Below are 20637 nucleotides of genomic sequence, written 5' to 3'. Positions count from 1 at the left end.
ATGTTTATTGATCATGAGTATATTGAAAATTTATTAGAAGAAGGTAAAAAAGCAACAAAAGAGGATATACAAAGTGTATTAGATAAAGCTAGATGTAGAAAGGGATTAGAGCATAAGGATATAGCTATACTTTTACAGACAGAGGATAAAGATCAGCTAAAAGAGCTTTTTGAAATTTCTGGAGAGATTAAAAAAGATATTTATGGTAATAGAGTGGTGGTGTTTGCACCTCTTTATGTATCAGATTACTGTGTAAATAAGTGTGTTTACTGTGGATATAATAGATGTAATGAATTTAAAAGAAGGAAGCTTACTCGTGAAGAAATACAAGAAGAGGTAAGAATTCTAGAAAAAATGGGGCATAAAAGACTTGCTCTTGAAGCAGGAGAAGATCCTGTAAATTGCCCTATAGAATATATATTAGATGCCTTAGACGCAATTTATACAACAAAAAATGAAAATGGAGCAATTAGAAGAGTAAATGTAAATATTGCAGCTACCACTGTAGAAAACTATAGAAAATTAAAAGAGAAGGGTATAGGAACCTATATATTATTTCAAGAAACTTATCACAAGCCAACTTATGAAAAAATGCATCCCAAATCTTTAAAGGGAGATTTTGAATATCATTTAACTGCTTTCGATAGAGCTATGGAAGGTGGAGTAGATGATGTAGGGGCAGGAGTATTATTTGGATTACATGATGCTAAATTTGAAGTTTTAGCATTAATGCTACACAATGAGCATTTGGAAAAGAAGTTTGGTGTAGGATTTCATACAATATCTGTTCCGAGATTGAAAAAAGCTGAAGGTATGGATTTGAGTATGTTTCCACATATGGTAGATGATGAAATGTTTAAGAAGATAGTGGCCATCATCAGAATTGCGGTACCTTTTACAGGAATAATATTGTCTACTCGTGAAAGTGCTGATATTAGAAAGGAGGCATTAAGTTATGGAGTATCTCAGATAAGCGCAGGCTCTTGTACTGGAGTTGGTGGATATAGGGAAGGAGAAACAGGAAGAAAGGTTGATCAGTTTCAAGTAGAAGACCAGAGAAGTCCATTGGAAATATTAAAGGAACTTTTAAGAGATGGATACATTCCTTCTTACTGTACCGCTTGCTATAGAAAGGGAAGAACCGGAGATAGATTTATGCAACTTGCAAAGTCTGGGCAGATTCATAATGTATGTACTCCAAATGCATTGATGACATTGATGGAGTTTATATTAGATTATGGAGATGAGGAACTTTACGAAAGCGGCGAGAAAATTATATTACAAGAGATTGAAAAAATAGAAAGACAAGATATAAAAGACATCGCAATAAAAAACATTGAAAGATTAAAAAAAGGTGAAAGGGATCTATATTTATAACTTTTACCTAATTGATATAAAGTTCAATTTAGCTTCATTTGTAGTTTGTATTCTAACTGAAGCTAAGTTGAACTTATCCATGACGTTAGTTGGCGTTATCTCTCATTTGAAGGGTATAAGAGATGACGGCAGCCACGTCATGAAATAAAAGATGCAATTATAAAAAAATAATAAGATTTTAAGAAATATGAATTTACATGAAAAGAAAATGCTATATTAGCGATGAATTTGTCTATGCGGTGATTTGATTTTTTCTCGTGACAGCATGTCCTCCATAATTTCCATATATTCTTTAGATACTTCAGGGCATGCTTTTAATATATTGTCTATAACATAGTCTATATTGCTATCATCTACTTTTTTTGCACTAATACCAGAATCCATTATTATATTATCAGTATTTAGAGAATCATAAATAGTATTCACAACTGGAGACTCCATTACTTCATCATTTTCTATACACTTTTCTGAAAAATATAGCACTCCATCAACTACCACAAATTGACCATAATTGTATTCTTTCTGGTGTTTACTTGATCCATTATTTAAATTAGAAGGACAATCATATTTAGTATGTTCTACATGTTTTATATCAAGTATATTATAGTCTTCCTCTCTTGTTAAAACTGTTCTCACTTCTAGATCTAACAATCTATCCTTTATATTATCAGAGAAACTTTCTCCTAGTTCTGAAATAAAACGTTTTACTGATATTGTTTTTTGCATTCTATAATTTTTTTTCACTTTAATTATTCTCCTTTTTAGTTTTTTAAGATATTTTACGTACTGATAGGAACTTCCTATGTAGTAATATGAGCTACTTATTCAATAGATATAATATAAATACCACCTTTACAAAGGTGGTATTTCACGTGATGTCTATATATCAAATTTTTAGTGCATCATCATAAAGAAATTTATAATTTTATAACATTAGCCGCTTGAATTCCTTTAGGACCTTTTTCTACATCGAATTGAACTTCTTGCCCTTCATCAAGACTTTTTCTTGCTTCATTTCCTTGTATTGCTGTGAAGTGAACAAAAACGTCTTCTTCTCCTTCAACTTCGATGAATCCAAAACCTTTTTCAGAATTAAACCATTTTACTTTTCCAGTTTTCATTAACTGACCTCCTATAGTAAACACTCAACATTAGTGTTTTTTTCTTTATATTACTAGTATACCACAATAATTAAAAATTAACAAAAAACTTTATTCTATCACAGATTATAAAATCCATGCAATATAAATTTTAAGAAGAAAAGAATTAAATTTAGGATTTTTTTTCATATATTGATAGAAATGTTATGAATAAATACGAAGTAATAAGTGTAAGAGCTCTTATAGGAATTAAAGGAGGATAAAAATGAGGACTAGGGAGGACGACGTTGTAAAGCTTTTAAAAAGAAGAAAAGAAAAAGCTTTAGATTTACTCATAAATGATTATGGTGGACTTATAAAAAGTATAGTTGGAAAACATCTAGAGAAGGAAGCTTATGAAGTAAATATTAGATAGTACAATTTTTAATATGAATTAGTATATAAAAATAACATCCAGTCTTTAAAAAAGAAAGGATGTTATTTTGTATATGGAAGTACTATTTCTTAAATAACAACATATATCTTGTTAAGTTATAAAAAGAAATTACATTGCCCTAATAACCCCACAAGCCAAACGTTTACCAGCGTTGCCAGCGGGTTGTGTTCTATAGTCGTCAGGATTCTCATGTATTATCACTGCTTTACCAATTACATCAGTTACTTTAAATCTGTCTGTAAAGAAGCACATCATAGCACGACCGTTATTTGAAAATAATACTGGAAAATCCCCAGCATGATTACCATGAGGTTGATTATCGGGATTCCAATGTTCTCCAGCAGCTTGAAAAGGGTCTTTTGGATCTCCTACTTGGCAGTTGCCAAATTGATGCAAATGAAAACCGTGAGGACCAACAGGTTGAGTTTTTGCGGTACCTGGCTTGTATTTTGGAAGTCCATTAATCGTGGCGCATACTTGTGTTCCACCTGGTACATCTATGAAATATACTATTCCATTTATGTTAGGGGCAAGTGGTCCACCTTTTACATTAGCATAAGCAGTTGAACTCATATTTCTAAAATAAGGATTATACATTTTATACCTCTTTTTTAATATTATTCATATTTATAATATGATGTATTAAAGAGAATTGTGAGCGGGTAAGTATATAAACGCAACCTGTGAAGTGGTTGAAATATTAAATAGTAGTTGATATAATCATTCATATATAATAAAAATTTCATAAACTATTTTGGTACCTATAAGGTTTAATAGGGAAAGTGGTGAAAATCCGCTGCAGCCCCCGCTACTGTAGACGAGTACAAAGCCAATTCCACTGGAGTAAACCTCTGGGAAGGATGGTAGAGGATGATTCGTGAGCCAGGAGACCTGCCAAGATCAATATATGTAACTTCGGAGGGAAGTGAAATTATATAAAAACATTAGATAAGGATGAAATGTTTTATTTGCTGACCATTGAGTTTTATCCTGTTTTATATAAGCATTTTGCATATAAAACCTCCGTTTGTGCGGAGGTTTTATTTTTGCAAAGAATATGTATCTAAGATAAATATTGTTATAAGTAAAATGAATTTATAAAAGAAATGGAGGATTTAAATGGAATATGCGCAAAATATATTAAACAATTTTGAAGATGAGGCAAGTGTAGTGGAGAAGAGAATATTTGGAACTGCTCCAGAAGGGAAAAAAATTGAAAATTTGGTTTCGGTTCTTTTGAAATTGTCTAATGGGGAAGTTCCTTCCATAATGGAAGGTTTATGTAAGGCATATAATATGAATTATAAGTATATGAAAAATAATCCTTATGAACGAGACAAAGATGGGGATACCAATCTAATGGTATTAAATACTATAGAGGATATAGGTAGAACAATAATAAGCAAACTTCACAGTTTGGACTATAGGGAGGAAGCAATAGAAATTATATTAAATGAATATTTTGTAGGGGAGAGCAGAGACAAAATCGAAGACCTAGTTAAGACTCTTAAATTTGCAACAAACATAGTTATGGATAACTTAATTAAAGCTAATGATGAAACCCACTACGTTATAGATGAAATAAATGGGGAATTTATCCCATTAATGGTTTAGGTGCTCCGAAGATGTTTTTAATAAATAGGCTTATCTTTAAGATAAGCCTATTTATTTTTTTAACGAATTTGTCTAGAGGAGTATATAAAAAATAGTAGATAAAATAACTAATTTCACCAATAAGTTAGTAGAAATTTATAAAAGATTAAAGAAAATGTAATTCAATTGCGAGATAATTTGATAAAAATTTATCAAATTATTCATTTTAAATTGTTAAAATTTTAATTAATTTATAATTTAATTAAAAAAATTATGTAAAAAAGGGAAATTTAAGAGGAATATTCTAAAATACATAGAATAAATATATATGAGGAAATAGTTCAAAAAATCAAAAATTCAAATATCAGAATATTCTTGATTATTTTTAAGAAAAGTAGATGAGTTCAAGGGGGGATTTAAATTGTCAGTAAATGAAAAACATTGCTGCTGTGGAGATATTAGAGAAGATGAAAGAATTGAGGAAGTTAAAAAGATAATTGAAGAACTAAGAGATGTAAGGGGGAGGTTAATTCCGTTATTGCATGGTATTCAAGGTATATATGGATATCTCCCGGAGGAAATTTTACAATATGCTTCAGAAAGTTTAGATATACCCATGTCTGAAATATATGGTGTAGCTTCATTTTATCATTTCTTTTCTCTTGAGCCAAAGGGAAAACATATCATAAGAGTATGTATGGGTACTGCTTGTTATGTTAAAGGAGGACAGACAATTCTCAATAGATTATCTCAGGAGTTAAATGTTAAGGCAGGAAATACCACAGAAGATAGGAAGTTTACATTGGAGGCGACAAGATGTGTAGGAGCTTGCGGTCTTGCTCCTGTTATTACTATAGACGATAAGGTTTACTCAAAAGTAACTCTAGATGATATAGGAAGAATTCTTGATGAGTATATAGAAGAGGAGGAGTAATATGAAGACTATAGAGGAATTAAACGAAATAAGAAAAAATACTTTTGATAAAGTTAATCAAGGGAGAGATAGAAAAAAACCTAGAGTAGTAGTAGGAATGGCAACTTGTGGTATAGCCGCAGGGTCAAAATATGTAATGGAAGCTATAGAAGATGAGATAAGAGAACTAGGTATTGAAGATGTGGATTTAGTAAAAGCAGGATGTATTGGAATATGTAGATTAGAGCCTATAGTAGAGGTTATAATGCCGGGACATGAGAAGGTTACCTATGTAAAAATGAGTGCAATGAAGGCTAGAAGGGTTATAAGAGAGCATATTAGAAACGGTAAAATTATTGAAGATTATACTATGCACGTCATTGAAGATAAAATTATGAATGATTACGTAGTGCTAAGCGACTAATTAGAGGGGGGATATATATGAATTTATTTCGTGCTCAAGTTTTAGTTTGCGGTGGAGTGGGATGTAGCAGCGAAGGTTCTATGGATATTGCTAATGCATTAAAGATTGAGCTTAAGAAACATAGAATGGAAAATGAAATAGAATTAATAAGAATAGGTTGCCTAGGCCTTTGTCACTTAGGGCCTATGCTTATTGTGTTTCCAGAAGGAACTTTTTATAGCAAAATAAGTATAAAGGATATACCTGAAATAGTAGAGCAGCACTTAGTAAGTGGCAGGAAAGTAAATAGGTTAGCATATTACAAGTCCTTTTATAACTATAGTGTAAGATCTTTAGAAGATGTAGAATTTTTCAATAAACAGACAAGAATAGCTCTTAAAAATTGTGGGGTTATTGATCCTGAGAATATAGATGAATATCTTGCTTTTAATGGATATAAAGCACTAGAGAAAGCTTTAATGGACATGACTTCAGAAGAAGTTACAGATATATTAAAAAAATCAGGATTAAGAGGAAGAGGTGGCGGTGGCTTCCCAACAGGAGTAAAATGGGAGCTTACAGCTAAGCAAGTAAATGATCAAAAATACATGATATGTAATGCAGATGAAGGAGACCCAGGAGCTTTTATGGATCGTTCTATATTGGAAGGAGACCCACATTCTGTGATAGAAGCTATGGCTATTGGTGGATATGCTATAGGAGCTAATGAAGGATATATATATATTAGAGCAGAATATCCATTGGCTGTTGAAAGATTAAAATTAGCTATAAAACAAGCAGAGGAGTATGGACTTTTAGGTGAAAATATATTAGGTACAGGCTTTGATTTTAAAATAAGTATAAGACTAGGTGCTGGAGCCTTCGTATGTGGTGAAGAAACGGCATTGATAAATTCAATAGAAGGAAAAAGAGGAATGCCTAATCCTAAGCCACCATTCCCAGCGCAAAGTGGTTTATGGAGAAAGCCTACAGTAATAAATAATGTTGAAACCTATGCTAATATACCTCAAATAATATTAAATGGACCAGAATGGTTTTCAAATATTGGTACTGAGAAAAGCAAAGGAACAAAAGTTTTCGCATTAGGAGGCAAAATTACAAATACAGGTCTTATAGAAGTGCCTATGGGAATTACTTTAAGAGAAGTTATTTATGATATCGGTGGAGGAATACCAAACGAAAAGAAATTTAAGGCTGTTCAAACGGGAGGACCTTCAGGAGGATGTATTACCACGGAAAATCTTGATACACCAATTGATTATGATACACTAAGCGCATTAGGATCCATGATGGGATCAGGAGGAATGATTGTATTAGATGAAGATAATTGCATGGTAGATGTAGCAAAGTTTTATCTTGATTTTATAAAAGATGAATCCTGTGGTAAATGTACACCTTGTAGAGTTGGAACTAAAAGAATGCTTGAAATTTTAGAGAAGATAACTAAAGGTGAAGGTACCATGGAAGATTTAGACAGGTTAGAATATCTAGCAAAGCAAGTCAAATCAATATCTCTATGTGGGCTTGGTCAGACTGCCCCTAATCCTGTATTATCAACCTTAAAGTATTTTAAAGATGAATATATTGCACATATAGTAGATAAGAAGTGCCCTGCAGGAGTTTGTCAAGAGTTAGTGCAATATGTGATAAATAGTAGTGAATGTAAGGGATGTAGTATTTGCGCAAGGCAGTGTCCTGTTAATGCTATAAGCGGAGAGATTAGACATCCTTATACTATAGACATGGAAAAATGTATTAAGTGTGGAGCCTGTGTAGCTAAGTGTCCATTTAAGGCAATCGAGAGAAGATAATTTTCAGTGAGAGGAGTGAAGATTGTGGATTTTGTAAAACTTAAAATAGATGACAAGGAAGTTCAAGTAAAAAAAGGAACGACAGTATTAGAAGCAGCTAGAAGCATAGGTATTAAAATACCTACATTATGTTACCTAAAAGATGTTAATCAATGTTCTTCCTGCAGAATTTGTGTTGTGGAAGTAGGAAATAAATTTATAGCATCCTGTTCTCTTCAAGCTGAGGATGGTATGGTAGTTAAGGTTAATACTCCAGCAGTAAGAGAGGCTAGAAGAATTGTAGTAGAGCTTTTATTATCCAACCATAAGAGAGAATGCACAACTTGTAATAGAAGTGAAAATTGTGAATTACAAATAGCTGCCAGAGATCTTAATGTTAGAGATATAAAATATATTGGAGAAAAAATAAATGAGCCATTGGATATATCATCTCCTTCAGTAGTAAGAGATAGGGAAAAATGTATACTATGTGGTAGATGTATAAGCACCTGCTCCAACGTACAAACGGTTAGTGCCATAGGATTTGCGAATAGAGGCTTTAATACAAAAGTTGAAACCCCATATGAAAAGCCTTTAGGAGAAACGGTATGTATAAATTGTGGACAATGTATAATGGCATGTCCTGTTGGAGCGTTAAGTGAAAAAAGTGATATTGATAAAGTTTGGAAGGCTTTAGAAGATAAAGACAAGTATGTAGTTGTTCAAACAGCTCCAGCAGTAAGAGTAGCTCTAGGAGAAGAGTTTGCTATGAAAGTGGGTTCTAGAGTTACAGGTAAGATGGTATCAGCTCTTAGAAGACTTGGATTCTACAAGGTCTTTGATACAAACTTTGGAGCAGATTTAACTATTATGGAAGAAGGTACTGAATTGCTAGGAAGACTAGAAAAAGGAGGGGACCTTCCATTGATGACTTCATGTTGTCCAGGATGGGTTAAGTTTGTTGAGCATTTTTATCCAGAAATGATCAATAATCTATCTACCTGTAAGTCCCCTCACGAAATGGAAGGAGCACTTATTAAGAGTTATTTTGCTAAGAAGATGGGCATAGATCCAAAGAAAATAGTAGTTGTATCTATAATGCCTTGTTCAGCTAAAAAATTTGAAAATGGAAGGGAAGAGTTAGGCAATAATAACCTTCAGGATGTAGACTATGTTTTAACCACAAGAGAGTTAGCTCAAATGATTAAAGAAAGTGGTATGTACTTTGAAGATTTACCTGATGAGGAGTTTGACAATCCTATGGGAGAATCTACCGGTGCTGGAGCAATATTTGGTGCTACAGGCGGGGTGGCAGAGGCAGCTCTAAGAACAATATTTGAAATAGTTGGAGAAGAAGAGCTTAAAGAAATAGATTTTAAAGCTATTAGAGGTATAGAAGATATAAAAATAGCAGAAATTGAGCTTCCAAATGGCAATACTATTACCACAGCAGTAGCCCATGGTCTAGGTAATGCTAGAAAACTTATAGACATGGTTAAAAGCGGAGAAAAAGAAATTCATTTTATTGAGGTAATGGCATGTGAAGGAGGATGTGTAACTGGAGGAGGTCAACCAATTGTAAATCCTCACATATTAGAACATTTAAATATAAAATTAGAAAGAGCAAAAGCTATTTATGAAGAAGATAAAGAAAAGCCTATAAGAAAGTCTCATAAGAATCCATATATAATTAAAGCTTATGAGGAGTTCTTAGGAAAGCCTAATAGTGAATTAAGTCATACTTTACTTCATACTCACTATGAAAGAAGAAAAAAATATTAAATTATAGCAAATAATTGTAAATGTTGTACAAGAATTCTTGTACAACATTTATTTTAATTTTTATTTCTAGTTCCTTGATCAGCAAATTCTTTGCTAGAATTTCCTCTATTCATATATCCGTGTTTAGAGTATCTACTATCATTACTGGCAGCTTCAGCAGCTTGATTTATAGTTTTTATAGTCTTCTTTTTTGACATTGTAAATTTCCACCCTTTCATTAATTAGTTTAAATTAAGAGTAATCATCTAATAACTTGGGCTAATTTATAATAACACTAATAATATTATTATGAAACGTAGCTTATTTAATTATTCATAGTAAATCATGCTTAAAATCACTAATTTTTAGAATACAGTAACCTAACTATTCACATAATAAAGGTAAAATTACATTATGTTGGAGGGTACTGTTTATGGAAAAGTTTGAAAAATTATTGATGGTAATGTGCATTATTTTTTTAATAGGATTTAATTACTCTAATAAGATGATGCTAAGCTCTAAAGGTGTAAAATCAAATAATATAGTGCGTTCTAAATTATATGATGATAAAAACATAGTTGAGCTTAAAAGTATAGATAATATAGATTTATCAGGCATTCAATATTTTATTTCTGAAAAAAATAGAGATCCAAGACTTGAAGAAGCTATAGCAAAAGCCTATAACTTAGAAAAGGGAAAAGATAAGTTTAAATATTATTTCAATAGAGTGCAGCTTAATAATGATATGGAACCTGAAACTTTTGTATATCTTGTAGGGCCAAAATTTTCTGGAGAAGATGGATGTAGTGCGGCAATTTTTTCCTGTGAAAATGGAGAGTACAAATTACTTTCAAGATTTACATTGGTTAATAATCCTATAATAATTACTAACGGCTGGACTAATGGATATCGTGATATTATAGTACATGTGTCAGGCGGAGGAGCTAAAGAATCATATGCTTACATGAAATTTGATGGTGCTAAATATCCAGAAAATCCATACATTCAACAAAAAGTAGTGCCTAATACTAAGTTAACAGGAGTAGCAATAATTGCAGATGATGTTAATAAGAGTTCGGGAATAGAATTTTAAGAAAAATAGCGATGTATTAAAAATTATAATTTAAAATAAAGGATTTTAAAAATTTTAGAATGAACTAAATTATTTTCATGTTGTAAGTCTCTATAGAGATAATTTGCTGTACGAAGTAGAGAGCTAAGTAGGTAGTGAGGCTGCTCCGGAAAAAGTCGATATTTTACTACATGCTTAGTTTTTTGTGATTTACAGATATATTTCTAAATTTATATTGTGATAGATTATTTTTTCGTTTGTAAGTTTTTACAAAGATATTTTAGTATCCAAAAGGAGAACTAAGTACATAATGACGTCACTTCGAAAAAGGCGTTCCTCCCATTATATACTTAGTTCTTTTATGTTTTACAGATGTATTTTCAAATATATGTTATGACAGATTAGTTTCCTAAATATTTATCTTTATAATTTTAGTGTGTAAAACTTAAAAATGCTACATAATGCTTCTTATTGCAGTGAATTAGCATAAGAAGCATTATGTAGCATTTTTTATTTGTTGAATACCTAAATTGTTTTCACATTTATAAGTTTCTACAAGAATAATTTAGGTTTTACAAATATATTTCTAAATATTGATTATTATATATTGTGAATACTTATATATTGTGGGGATAAGATTTATAAGCTTTAAAAGTTTTATCGCAATTTTTGCTTTTTATGATAAAATTATTATATTATAATGCTAATTACATATTTAAAAATGTTGATTACATATTTAAAGTTAGGAGGATTTCATGCTGAAGATATGGGGAAAAATAATGAAAGATAACAAAATAGTTAGAGATGAAGTAGTTCAATGTGACACTCATGAAAGCTATCAAGAAAATTTAAAAGCATGTATTATAGAGTTATGTTATAAATTTGATATTTCAAAGCCTTATTGGCTACCATCTAATGTAAATGAATATAATAGAAGGTTAAAAACAAGCTTTGACCAAAACAACTTTATAGAAGAAATAGATTTTCACCAATTTGTAATAGAAGAGTTAGGAGAGAAAAAATAATGTATACATTAATTGCAACATCAACTTTTGGACTTGAAAAGGTAGTGGCGGATGAGTTAAAAGAATTAGGCTATGATGATTTAACCATTGAGAATGGAAAGGTAACCTTTGAAGGAGACGAAATGGATATAGTCACCTGTAATATGTGGTTGAGAACAGCGGATAGAGTACTAATAAAAATGGCAGAATTTAAGGCGGAAAGCTTTGAAGAGTTATTCCAAGGAACTCTAGCTGTAAATTGGGGTGATATCATACCTATAACAGGCTTTATGCATGTAGTGGGCAAGTCAGTTAAATCCAAGCTTTATAGCGTACCTGATTGTCAATCGATAGTTAAAAAAGCTGTGGTGGAGGCCATGAAAAGAAAATATAGAAGGGATTTGTTTCCTGAAGATGGAGCTACATACAAAATAGAAGTAGCAATATTAAAAGATATAGTAACCTTAACTTTAGATACTACAGGACCAGGATTACATAAAAGAGGATATAGAGAGCTGGCTGGAGAAGCTCCTATGAAAGAAACCTTAGCAGCAGCCCTTGTACTCTTAAGCAAATGGGAGCCGTCAAGAATGCTTGCTGATCCATTTTGTGGTTCAGGAACTATTGCCATAGAGGCAGCAATGATTGGTAAGAACATAGCACCAGGACTTAATAGAAGTTTTGTATCGGAACAATGGGAAATAATATCCCAGGACTTATGGGAAGACATAAGAAAACATGCAAGAAATTCTATAAATAATAAGGAATTCAGAATAATGGCGTCAGATTTTAATGGAAGAGTGTTGAAAACTGCCATGGAAAATGCTAAAAAAGCAGGGGTAGGAGATTATATTGCTTTTCAAAAGATGGATATGAGAGATTTTTCCTCTAAGAAAAAGTATGGATTTATTATAACTAACCCTCCTTATGGAGAAAGAATTGGAGAATTAAAAGAGGTTGAATGCTTATATAAAGCCATGGGAGAGGTTTTTGAAAAATTGCAGGATTGGTCCTATTTTGTGATTACTTCTCATGATGAATTTGAAAAGTTATTTGGCAAAAAATCAGATAAGAATAGAAAATTATATAATGGAAGATTAAAATGCTATTATTATCAGTATTTTGGATTAGAGCCAGAGGAAAAATGGAGTAGTAAAAAATAATAAGAATTTTAAAATGAGTATTTCTTACAAGTAGAGATGCTCATTTTTATTATACAGACTTTATGTATAGATTGAGCATATAAACTGTGAATATTAAATGCTTCATATCCATAACTGTATAAATAATTTGGTATAATAAATAAAGATATAGTTAAAATTTTCATATTTTTACAAGAGAAAGGAATGAGGATATGAAACGAATACTTCTTATTGAAGATGATGAAACAATTCGTGGAGAGTTGTCTATAGTCCTAGAAAACCACGGTTATTCTGTATATGCTGTTACAGATTTTCCAAAAGTAATAAATGAGATAAAAGAGCAAAATCCACATTTGATTCTTTTAGATATTAATTTGCCTTGTAAAGATGGTTTTAAACTGTGCACTCAAATACGTTCCTTCTCAACGGTCCCAATTATTTTTGTTACTAGTCGCAATACAGATATGGATGAACTAAGCAGTATAACTTTAGGTGGGGATGATTATATAACAAAACCTTATAATATTTCTATTTTACTTGCAAGGATTGATTCACTGTTAAAACGCGCTTATGGTGATTTTAATGAACAGTATGAATTAAGATATCGAGATTTGAAGCTATGTTTAGATGTTGGAGAAGTAGAATATAGAGGTAAATGCGTAGAACTTACAAAAAATGAAATGAAGATATTATATTATCTTTTTAAACATAACGGAAAAATTGTCTCCCGCGCAGATATTATTGAATATCTTTGGGACAATAAGATGTTTGTAGATGATAACACGTTGAGCGTAAATATAACGAGAATACGAAATAAGCTTGCTGAAATAGGGATAGCTAATTTTATTATTACAAAACATGGGCAGGGATATATGATATGAGATTCATAGACTATTTAAAAAATAAAATTTATAGTATTTTATTGAATATTATCTGCATGGTTTTCCTATCTGCTTATCTGTTATCAATTGGAACGGGTATCAGTGAAATATTAACAATTCTTATATTCTGGGCTATGGTTTTAAGCATATTCTTATTTGCTTCTTTTCATAGTAGAAAGAAATATTTATCTAAACTTATGGAGGGCGTTGAAAGTCTAGACCAGAAATATCTGATTTCAGAAGTTATGGACAAGCCTGATAGATTTGATGACATGGTGTATTATGAGGTTTTAAGGCTTGCCAATAAATCCATGCTTGAAAACATAGCTCATGTAAGAAATGAGAGAAAAGAGTACAAAGAGTATATAGAACGGTGGATTCATGAAGTTAAGACCCCGATATCGGCAATAAAACTTATTTGTGAGAATAACAAGTTCGACACAACAAGAAGAATTATCACAGAACTTATAAAAACGGAAAATTATGTGGAGCAAGCTTTATTTTTTGCAAGAAGCGAAAATGTGGAAAAAGATTATATGATAAAAGAAATAAAACTTTGTGATTGCATAGACGACATGATAATTAAAAATAAACAGATGCTAATACAAAATAATATTAACATACAGATAGAAGGTTGCTCAGATACTGTGTATACCGATAGCAAATGGTTGGAGTTTATCTTAAACCAGTTGATTATCAATTCTGTTAAATATAGAAAGGAAGGTAAAGCTGTTATAAAAATCTATTCTAAAAATATTGATAACGGTATCGCTCTTAGTGTTGAGGACAATGGTATTGGAGTTTCCCAAAGCGACTTGCCGCGTATGTTTGAAAAAGGCTTTACAGGTAAAAACGGAAGAAATAATCAAAAGTCTACAGGTATTGGATTATACCTTTGCAAGCGGCTCTGCGATAAGCTTGGGTTAAAAATAACAGCAAACTCGGAAACTTACCGATATACAAGGATAACTATATTTTTTCCAAAAGGTACACTTGTAAAAATTCAGGATTGATGTTTTTCAGTTCTTTCACTTTTGTAAGAACTTTGTAAGATAAATCAATACACTTCAAATGCTTATTAAATTAAACTTGAATGGAGGTGAAGAATATGAGGCAAATTTTGAAAATAGACCACATGGAAAAATATTATGGAAATAAAAGCAACGTTACAAAAGCAATTGATGACATTAGCATTGAAGTATTTGAAGGGGAATTTATTGGTATTATGGGAGCATCAGGCTCAGGGAAAACAACAATGCTTAACTGTATTTCAACAATTGATACTGTTAGTGCAGGCCATATATTTCTTGATGGAAGAGATATTACAGAACTAAAAGAGAAAGAGATTGCAAAATTCCGACGAGAAAATTTAGGGTTTATTTTTCAGGATTTTAACTTATTAGATACTCTTACTGTTGGAGAAAATATAGCCCTTGCCCTAACCATTAACAGAGTGTCCCCAAAGGAAATTGACAGGAAGGTTGAGGAAATTGCAAGTAAGCTGGATATATCATATATACTTGAGAAATATCCTTATGAAACATCAGGAGGACAAAAACAGCGATGTGCCTGTGCAAGAGCTATTATTAATAATCCAAAACTTATTCTTGCCGATGAGCCAACAGGGGCTCTGGACAGCAAATCGGCTCAAATGTTGCTTGAAACTATAAAAAGTATGAATGAGGATTTGGGTGCTACAATTCTAATGGTTACACATGATGCCTTTTCAGCCAGTTATGCTAAACGAATTTTATTTTTAAAAGACGGAAGGATTTTTAATGAGCTGATAAAAGGCGAAAAATCAAGGAAACAGTTTTTTAACGAAATCCTTGATGTGATGTCGTTGTTAGGGGGGAACCTTTCTGATGTACTTTAAGTTAATCAATAAAAACTTTAAAAAGACATTTCAGAACTATGCTATTTATTTTGCAACATTAAGTATCAGTGCAGGATTATTTTTTGCTTTTATGTCTTTGACAAGTAGAAATAACACTATTTTAAGTGATACCCCCCAATATTCTTTTGGGATGTTTCAACAAATAATAAAATATGCTACTTATAGTATTTCCCTTGCATTTGTAGTTCTGATTAATTATGTAAATAAACATATGCTAAAAAAGCGATCAAGAGAATTTTCAACTTATATGATATTAGGCATGGAGCAATCAAATGTAGCGTTCTTATTTTTTATGGAAACCCTGATGGTCGGTATTCTTGCTGTTATTGTAGGAAGTGTACTGGGGACTATTTTATCTGGAGCATTGACATCATTAATTCTAATATCCATAACAAATAGCTTTAAATTCCACTTAGGTTTCTACCCTGATACATTTGTGATAACTCTACTTTTCTTTACTATTGTTTTCATTTTAATTGGTTTTATGAATATTAGAAAGTTAGCAAAATCTAAATTAATCGATTTACTGTCAGATGATAAAATAGCAGAGGGTAAAAAAATTAGCAGTATCCGATATATCCTTTCTACGGTGATTACTGTTATCTGTTTTTCCTGTGCTTTTACAATCATAAAGGATTTTTTTAGCATGGGCAGAAATTATACAGGCAATATTCCTCCTGATATAAGCAATAGATTTCAAACATTATTATTTATAAGTCTTATTTTAGGTGTATTTTCAGGATATTATAGCATTTCTTACGTCATAGTCTTAGTTAAGAAAAAACTGACAAGCTTTAAATATTTAAACTTGAATTTAATCTTACTCAACAATTTGTATTCTAAGATTTCTTCCAATGCAAAAGTGATGACAACTGTAACCATCGCCATTGTGATTGCTGTGGCAGGATTTATGTTAGCTCCTGTTCTTGCGGATATTTCCGAAGGATATTTAGACTACAGGGTGCCTTATGACATTATAATCAATAACCAATACAACTATATTGATAAAATTGAGGATATTCCAGAGATAGATTACAGTTTTATAGATGATATTTTACAGGAACATGATATTGAAATAGAGAAAAGCTGTCAGATGGAAGGGTATTTTATATGGGATGATTTCAAAAACAAGGAGACAAGGAAAAATAAATGGGATTATCCAAGGCTAGCAATTTCCATTAGTGACTATAATCAGATAAGAAAAATGTCAGGATATGAGCCAATCAGTTTAGATGATAATGAATTTGTCATGCATTTAGACTATGAAATGGATAAACAACAGGTATTAAAAAGTATAGAGGCTAGTTCTAAATCCATCAAACTAAATGATGGAACTGTATTAAATCTGAATCCCGTTAAAATTTATAATGAACCATTAACTAGCTATATGTTTAATTTTAACACAGATGATGTGTTGGTGTTTCCAGATGAGGTTTGTGAAGGTCTTCATATTGCCATAACAAACTATTATGCTAATACAAAGCAGCCCATAAATTATAACTTATGTGAAAAATTAGAGATGACTATAGGGCAGACCTTCAAAGAAAAATACAGCTATTTATATGACAAATATGAAGTTAAATATAGTAGTGATAAGGATTATAGGGATTTTATTCACCCCATACGATTTAAAACAAAAGAAAAGAATGATGTTATGTTAGGGGCAGTCTCTGTAAGATTATTGGGCATCTATATAGGTATTATTTTCTTCATTATGTGCTTAACTGTCCTTGCATTACAACAGCTTACAGACTCTATAGAAAATAAAGGGAAGTTTGCTGTTTTAAACAAGATGGGGGTTGATAAAGAAAATATATTTAAAATTATTACAAAGCAAGTCACCATCTACTTCGGAGTGCCCTGTGTCTTTTCTGTTTTATGTTCTGTTATGCTCTTGTATACATTTATACTTCGTTTTGGAAATAAAGTAGGAGTTTATATAGGCAATCTACAATTTATTTATAACATATCTATTCCTATGGTTTTAATGGCTATTATATTAATAAGTTATTTCATGGCCACCATTTACAGTTATAGACATAACGTTAGAAGTATTTTTAATAACAAGCACAGATTATAAATTTATGGTCATATGATTATGATTAAGTATTTTTGCTTAGAACCAGAGAAAAAAATGGAGTAGTAAAAAATAATAAAATTTTTTAGAATGAGTATTTCTTAAAAGTAGATATACTCATTTTTTTATTGTATAGATTGTATATATAGATTGTGAAGATTAAATGTTTCATATCGATAACTGTATGGAGAACTTGATATGATTAATTAGATATATAGTTAAAATTTGCATTTATTCAGGAGGTTTATATGGAAAAAAATTATAATTTTCAAGTGAATTTAGATGGAATAATTTCTCTGCTCTCAGAAAACTTATATAGCAATCCAGGAGTATATATAAGGGAAGTACTGCAAAATGCAGTTGATGCTATTACAGCACATAAAAAAGTAAATGATGATTTAGAAGGTGTTGTTAATTTTGAATTATATAGTAATACACTAATTATTGAAGATAATGGCATAGGATTAACATTAGAAGATATTCATACTTTCTTATCCGTTATTGGACAATCATCAAAACGTAAAAATTCAGAGTTAAGCAGCAATGATTTCATAGGAAGATTTGGAATAGGGTTGCTGTCCTGCTTTATTGTTTGTGATGAAATAACATTAATCACAAAATCTATACATAGTGATGAAACTTATGAGTGGAAAGGAAAAAATGATGGTACATACACCATAAAGAAAATAGATGGATCTTTAGAGGCTGGAACACGAGTATATCTAAAGGCAAAAGAAGACTGCGAAGAATTTTTTGATTATGATTACGTATATGATACTTTAAAATATTATGGTAAGTTTTTACCTTATAAAATCCTATTAAATAGCGAAGATAAAAATAAAAAAGTCAATAAATATTTTGCTCCATGGAAAAAAGATGTATTAAACAAAGAATACTGGCTTTTAGTAGGGAAAGAAGAATTTAAGGAAAACTTTATAGATTGTATACCTATAAAGTCTTCTACAGGAAATTTAAATGGGGTAGCTTATATTTTATCTAGAAGCATTAGTATCAGTTCGAAAATTAAAGGGAAGATTTATGTAAAAGATATGTTTGTTTCTGATAATTGTGAGAAATTAATGCCTTCTTGGGCCTTTTTTATAAAACCATTGCTTAATGCTGAAGACATAAGACTTACGGCATCCAGGGAAGACTTCTTTGAAGATAAGGCTTTGGAAAAAATGAGAGATGAAATTTCAGACTGCATTAAAAATTATTTTTATAAATTAGCAGCAGCAGATCAAAAAAAATTAGTTGATATCATCAATGTGCATTATGATTCTTTAAAATTAATGGCAATTGAAGAGGACGAGCTGTATTCTATTTTAATTAATTATCTTCCCTTCCAAACCACTTTAGGAAAGAAGAGCCTTTGGAATATTTATGAAGAATTTAAATATATAAAATACACATTAACAGTAGATGAATTTAAGCAAATAGAAAAAACGGCCAAAGCTCAAAATATTTGTATTATCAACGGAGGGTATGTAAATGATGCAGATTTAGTAGAAAAATTTAATGAATGCATCAAACTAGGAGCTGTAGAGAGGGTAAAACCAGAAGATATTACGGAAGAATTTGAAGGATTAAGTATTAATGAAATGAATAAGACTTTTGATTTTATTGATTTTGCTGATGGAGTTTTAAGAAGAGAAAAATGTAGTTGTAGCATTAAAAAATTTGAACCTGAAGAAATTCCAGCTATATATAACATTAGTGAAGAAGCAAAATTTTTAAAAGAAATTAAGGAAACTAAAGAAGAGTCATTTAGTAGCAGTATTAACCTATTTGGAGAAATAGCAAGTATATTTGAGGAGGAAATTCAGGAAAGCTTTGCTAGTTTATGCTTCAATTACAATAATTTTTTAGTAAAAAGACTTATAGGATGTAATGATAAGGAAGTGAAAAAAGCTGTTATAGAAATTCTTTATGTTCAAAGTTTAATGCTTGGGAATCATCCTATTAAAAATGTAGATAATGAACTTTTTACAAATGGAGTTAATAAGTTAATAAACTTAGTATTAGAGGAGAAATAGGCATATGAATTATGAAGATGAAATGAAAGAATTGGTTTTTAAAGCTTATGATTATGATGATGCAGGAAAATATTCTTTAGCTGTACCCTTATTAGAAAAGGCAGCAAGTATAGCAAGAGAGAATAATGATATATTAAATGAGATGTATTGTAAATTTGATTTAATAAAAGTATATATATTTTCCGGACAGGGAAAAAAGGGGATAATTACTTTCTTCTGGTGTGTGGCTCAAATGGAGAAAGGATATACAAATGATGAAGTAGTATATCAAGTTCTTTGGGAGTACAAATATATACTGAGTAATATGGTTGAATACATAGCTATTCCTAGTGAGAAAATAAATGAGACTTTTGAAAAAATGAAAAAGTTATATTTAGAAAATAATTTAAGCCTTAGTCCATACTATTCCCTAAAAGTACGAGCTTGTAGGTCAGGGATTGATGATGGTACTAGTATAGAAGAATATTATAAAAAGTGGATTACATCATCTGTAGATGATAGATATGAAGATTGCAAAGCTTGTACTATAAATAAAAAAGTAAATTATCATATTTTTATGGGAGATTATAAAAGAGCCCTACAAGAATCAGAAGATATTATAAATAGGAGATTTGAATGTGGAGAAGTTCCCGACACTACCTTTGCTGACTTCTTGATTCCAGCTTATTCTTTAGGAGAATATGAATTAGCAGAAGAATTTCATAGAAAAGGGCTTAGGTTAGTCAACGGAGATGAAGACTGTATTATGTATGTATCAGCTCATATAATGTACTTATCTATTACTAATATAGAAAAGGGAATTGAAGTTTTCCAAAAAAATTATCCTAATTTATTCAAAAGTGAGAATGATGAGGATAATATGTGGTTTAATGCTGCTTCCTTTGCCTTATTCTCGAACCTACAGAAAAAAGATGTACAGAAAATTAAATTAAAAATTTCAAAAAAATCACCTATATATTCACAAAGCGAATACGATGTTATCAAATTAAAAGAGTTTTTTGAAGAAGAAGCTAGAAGGTTTATGGATGGATTTGATAAAAGAAATGGAAATACTGTTGTATCAGATGAATTGAAAAGATATTTAAAAGTTTGTGGATGTTAAAATTATTTATAAAACTTCTATGGAGTTTGCTT

20 protein-coding genes and 1 riboswitch are annotated in these 20637 nt (G+C 30.9%); of the genes, 16 read left to right on the top strand and 4 right to left on the bottom strand.

Going from position 1 to position 20637, the window contains the following annotated elements:
* Positions 1 to 1377: a [FeFe] hydrogenase H-cluster radical SAM maturase HydG gene (hydG, locus tag KQI86_RS16590; protein WP_216440540.1), complete on the top strand. Its 1377-nt coding sequence runs from the start codon at positions 1 to 3 to the stop codon at positions 1375 to 1377.
* Between the two features lie 216 nt (positions 1378 to 1593).
* Here the strand turns inward: hydG and KQI86_RS16585 are convergent, their stop codons facing one another.
* The gene (locus tag KQI86_RS16585; protein ID WP_216440539.1) at positions 1594 to 2121 is read right to left on the bottom strand and encodes a hypothetical protein; all 528 of its coding nucleotides are present in this window, start codon (positions 2119 to 2121) and stop codon (positions 1594 to 1596) included.
* A gap of 173 nt (positions 2122 to 2294) precedes the next feature.
* The gene (locus KQI86_RS16580) at positions 2295 to 2498 is read right to left on the bottom strand and encodes a cold-shock protein (protein ID WP_216440538.1); all 204 of its coding nucleotides are present in this window, start codon (positions 2496 to 2498) and stop codon (positions 2295 to 2297) included.
* A gap of 244 nt (positions 2499 to 2742) precedes the next feature.
* On the opposite strand from KQI86_RS16580, the gene KQI86_RS16575 reads away from it, so the two are divergent.
* Positions 2743 to 2892: a hypothetical protein gene (locus tag KQI86_RS16575; RefSeq protein ID WP_216440537.1), complete on the top strand. Its 150-nt coding sequence runs from the start codon at positions 2743 to 2745 to the stop codon at positions 2890 to 2892.
* Positions 2893 to 3021: 129 nt separating this feature from the next.
* Here KQI86_RS16575 and KQI86_RS16570 read toward each other — a convergent pair whose 3' ends face one another.
* A complete protein-coding gene (locus tag KQI86_RS16570; RefSeq protein WP_216440536.1) occupies positions 3022 to 3510 on the bottom strand; it encodes a superoxide dismutase family protein in 489 nt (162 codons plus the stop codon).
* 141 nt (positions 3511 to 3651) lie between these two features.
* Positions 3652 to 3826: riboswitch (cobalamin riboswitch) on the top strand.
* A 206-nt stretch (positions 3827 to 4032) separates the two neighbouring features.
* Between KQI86_RS16570 and KQI86_RS16565 the strand changes: the two genes are divergently transcribed.
* From KQI86_RS16565 to KQI86_RS16545, 5 genes are all read left to right on the top strand, one after another.
* The gene (locus KQI86_RS16565) at positions 4033 to 4527 is read left to right on the top strand and encodes a cobaltochelatase subunit CobN (RefSeq protein WP_216440535.1); all 495 of its coding nucleotides are present in this window, start codon (positions 4033 to 4035) and stop codon (positions 4525 to 4527) included.
* A gap of 400 nt (positions 4528 to 4927) precedes the next feature.
* Positions 4928 to 5440, top strand: coding sequence for an NADH-quinone oxidoreductase subunit NuoE (gene nuoE, locus KQI86_RS16560; RefSeq protein ID WP_216440534.1), 513 nt, complete (start codon positions 4928 to 4930; stop codon positions 5438 to 5440).
* A 1-nt stretch (position 5441) separates the two neighbouring features.
* On the top strand, positions 5442 to 5843 hold the full coding sequence (locus KQI86_RS16555) for a (2Fe-2S) ferredoxin domain-containing protein (RefSeq protein WP_216440533.1): 402 nt from the start codon (positions 5442 to 5444) through the stop codon (positions 5841 to 5843).
* Between the two features lie 17 nt (positions 5844 to 5860).
* Positions 5861 to 7654 (top strand): NADH-quinone oxidoreductase subunit NuoF, encoded by a 1794-nt coding sequence (gene nuoF / locus KQI86_RS16550; protein WP_216440532.1) that lies wholly within the window; start codon positions 5861 to 5863, stop codon positions 7652 to 7654.
* A 24-nt stretch (positions 7655 to 7678) separates the two neighbouring features.
* Entirely contained in the window at positions 7679 to 9415 is a 1737-nt protein-coding gene (locus KQI86_RS16545; protein ID WP_216440531.1) for an NADH-dependent [FeFe] hydrogenase, group A6, read from the top strand.
* 53 nt (positions 9416 to 9468) lie between these two features.
* Here the strand turns inward: KQI86_RS16545 and KQI86_RS16540 are convergent, their stop codons facing one another.
* Positions 9469 to 9612, bottom strand: coding sequence for a hypothetical protein (locus tag KQI86_RS16540; RefSeq protein WP_216440530.1), 144 nt, complete (start codon positions 9610 to 9612; stop codon positions 9469 to 9471).
* A 215-nt stretch (positions 9613 to 9827) separates the two neighbouring features.
* On the opposite strand from KQI86_RS16540, the gene KQI86_RS16535 reads away from it, so the two are divergent.
* From KQI86_RS16535 to KQI86_RS16495, 9 genes are all read left to right on the top strand, one after another.
* Positions 9828 to 10487, top strand: a complete 660-nt coding sequence (locus KQI86_RS16535) for a hypothetical protein (protein WP_216440529.1) — start codon at positions 9828 to 9830, stop codon at positions 10485 to 10487.
* A 734-nt stretch (positions 10488 to 11221) separates the two neighbouring features.
* A complete protein-coding gene (locus KQI86_RS16530) occupies positions 11222 to 11491 on the top strand; it encodes a hypothetical protein (RefSeq protein ID WP_216440528.1) in 270 nt (89 codons plus the stop codon).
* On the top strand, positions 11488 to 12633 hold the full coding sequence (locus tag KQI86_RS16525) for a THUMP domain-containing class I SAM-dependent RNA methyltransferase (RefSeq protein ID WP_216440837.1): 1146 nt from the start codon (positions 11488 to 11490) through the stop codon (positions 12631 to 12633). The genes KQI86_RS16530 and KQI86_RS16525 overlap by 4 nt, the downstream gene beginning before the upstream one ends.
* 191 nt (positions 12634 to 12824) lie before the next feature.
* Positions 12825 to 13493 carry a response regulator transcription factor gene (locus KQI86_RS16520; protein WP_216440527.1) on the top strand — a complete coding sequence of 223 codons (669 nt, stop codon included), beginning with the start codon at positions 12825 to 12827 and terminating at the stop codon, positions 13491 to 13493.
* Entirely contained in the window at positions 13490 to 14506 is a 1017-nt protein-coding gene (locus KQI86_RS16515) for a sensor histidine kinase (RefSeq protein ID WP_216440526.1), read from the top strand. The genes KQI86_RS16520 and KQI86_RS16515 overlap by 4 nt, the downstream gene beginning before the upstream one ends.
* Positions 14507 to 14601: 95 nt before the next feature.
* Positions 14602 to 15369 carry an ABC transporter ATP-binding protein gene (locus KQI86_RS16510; RefSeq protein WP_216440525.1) on the top strand — a complete coding sequence of 256 codons (768 nt, stop codon included), beginning with the start codon at positions 14602 to 14604 and terminating at the stop codon, positions 15367 to 15369.
* The gene (locus KQI86_RS16505; protein ID WP_216440524.1) at positions 15359 to 17470 is read left to right on the top strand and encodes an FtsX-like permease family protein; all 2112 of its coding nucleotides are present in this window, start codon (positions 15359 to 15361) and stop codon (positions 17468 to 17470) included. The genes KQI86_RS16510 and KQI86_RS16505 overlap by 11 nt, the downstream gene beginning before the upstream one ends.
* Before the next feature lie 245 nt (positions 17471 to 17715).
* The gene (locus tag KQI86_RS16500) at positions 17716 to 19503 is read left to right on the top strand and encodes an HSP90 family protein (protein WP_216440523.1); all 1788 of its coding nucleotides are present in this window, start codon (positions 17716 to 17718) and stop codon (positions 19501 to 19503) included.
* 4 nt (positions 19504 to 19507) lie between these two features.
* Positions 19508 to 20605 (top strand): hypothetical protein, encoded by a 1098-nt coding sequence (locus KQI86_RS16495; protein WP_216440522.1) that lies wholly within the window; start codon positions 19508 to 19510, stop codon positions 20603 to 20605.
* Positions 20606 to 20637: the final 32 nt, after the last annotated feature.

Source organism: Clostridium mobile (assembly GCF_018918285.1).
GTDB lineage: Bacteria > Bacillota > Clostridia > Clostridiales > Clostridiaceae > Clostridium_AW > Clostridium_AW mobile.
This window is presented reverse-complemented; position numbering and strand designations above follow the sequence as displayed.

Bases quoted from the DNA above. Each gene is read 5' to 3' on its own strand.
- hydG (WP_216440540.1), top strand. From the start codon at position 1: ATGTTTATTGATCATGAGTATATTGAAAATTTATTAGAAGAAGGTAAA.
- KQI86_RS16580 (WP_216440538.1), bottom strand. From the start codon at position 2,498: ATGAAAACTGGAAAAGTAAAATGGTTTAATTCTGAAAAAGGTTTTGGA.
- KQI86_RS16575 (WP_216440537.1), top strand. From the start codon at position 2,743: ATGAGGACTAGGGAGGACGACGTTGTAAAGCTTTTAAAAAGAAGAAAA.
- KQI86_RS16570 (WP_216440536.1), bottom strand. From the start codon at position 3,510: ATGTATAATCCTTATTTTAGAAATATGAGTTCAACTGCTTATGCTAAT.
- KQI86_RS16565 (WP_216440535.1), top strand. From the start codon at position 4,033: ATGGAATATGCGCAAAATATATTAAACAATTTTGAAGATGAGGCAAGT.
- KQI86_RS16555 (WP_216440533.1), top strand. From the start codon at position 5,442: ATGAAGACTATAGAGGAATTAAACGAAATAAGAAAAAATACTTTTGAT.
- nuoF (WP_216440532.1), top strand. From the start codon at position 5,861: ATGAATTTATTTCGTGCTCAAGTTTTAGTTTGCGGTGGAGTGGGATGT.
- KQI86_RS16540 (WP_216440530.1), bottom strand. From the start codon at position 9,612: ATGTCAAAAAAGAAGACTATAAAAACTATAAATCAAGCTGCTGAAGCT.
- KQI86_RS16535 (WP_216440529.1), top strand. From the start codon at position 9,828: ATGGAAAAGTTTGAAAAATTATTGATGGTAATGTGCATTATTTTTTTA.
- KQI86_RS16530 (WP_216440528.1), top strand. From the start codon at position 11,222: ATGCTGAAGATATGGGGAAAAATAATGAAAGATAACAAAATAGTTAGA.
- KQI86_RS16520 (WP_216440527.1), top strand. From the start codon at position 12,825: ATGAAACGAATACTTCTTATTGAAGATGATGAAACAATTCGTGGAGAG.
- KQI86_RS16515 (WP_216440526.1), top strand. From the start codon at position 13,490: ATGAGATTCATAGACTATTTAAAAAATAAAATTTATAGTATTTTATTG.
- KQI86_RS16510 (WP_216440525.1), top strand. From the start codon at position 14,602: ATGAGGCAAATTTTGAAAATAGACCACATGGAAAAATATTATGGAAAT.
- KQI86_RS16505 (WP_216440524.1), top strand. From the start codon at position 15,359: ATGTACTTTAAGTTAATCAATAAAAACTTTAAAAAGACATTTCAGAAC.
- KQI86_RS16500 (WP_216440523.1), top strand. From the start codon at position 17,716: ATGGAAAAAAATTATAATTTTCAAGTGAATTTAGATGGAATAATTTCT.
- KQI86_RS16495 (WP_216440522.1), top strand. From the start codon at position 19,508: ATGAATTATGAAGATGAAATGAAAGAATTGGTTTTTAAAGCTTATGAT.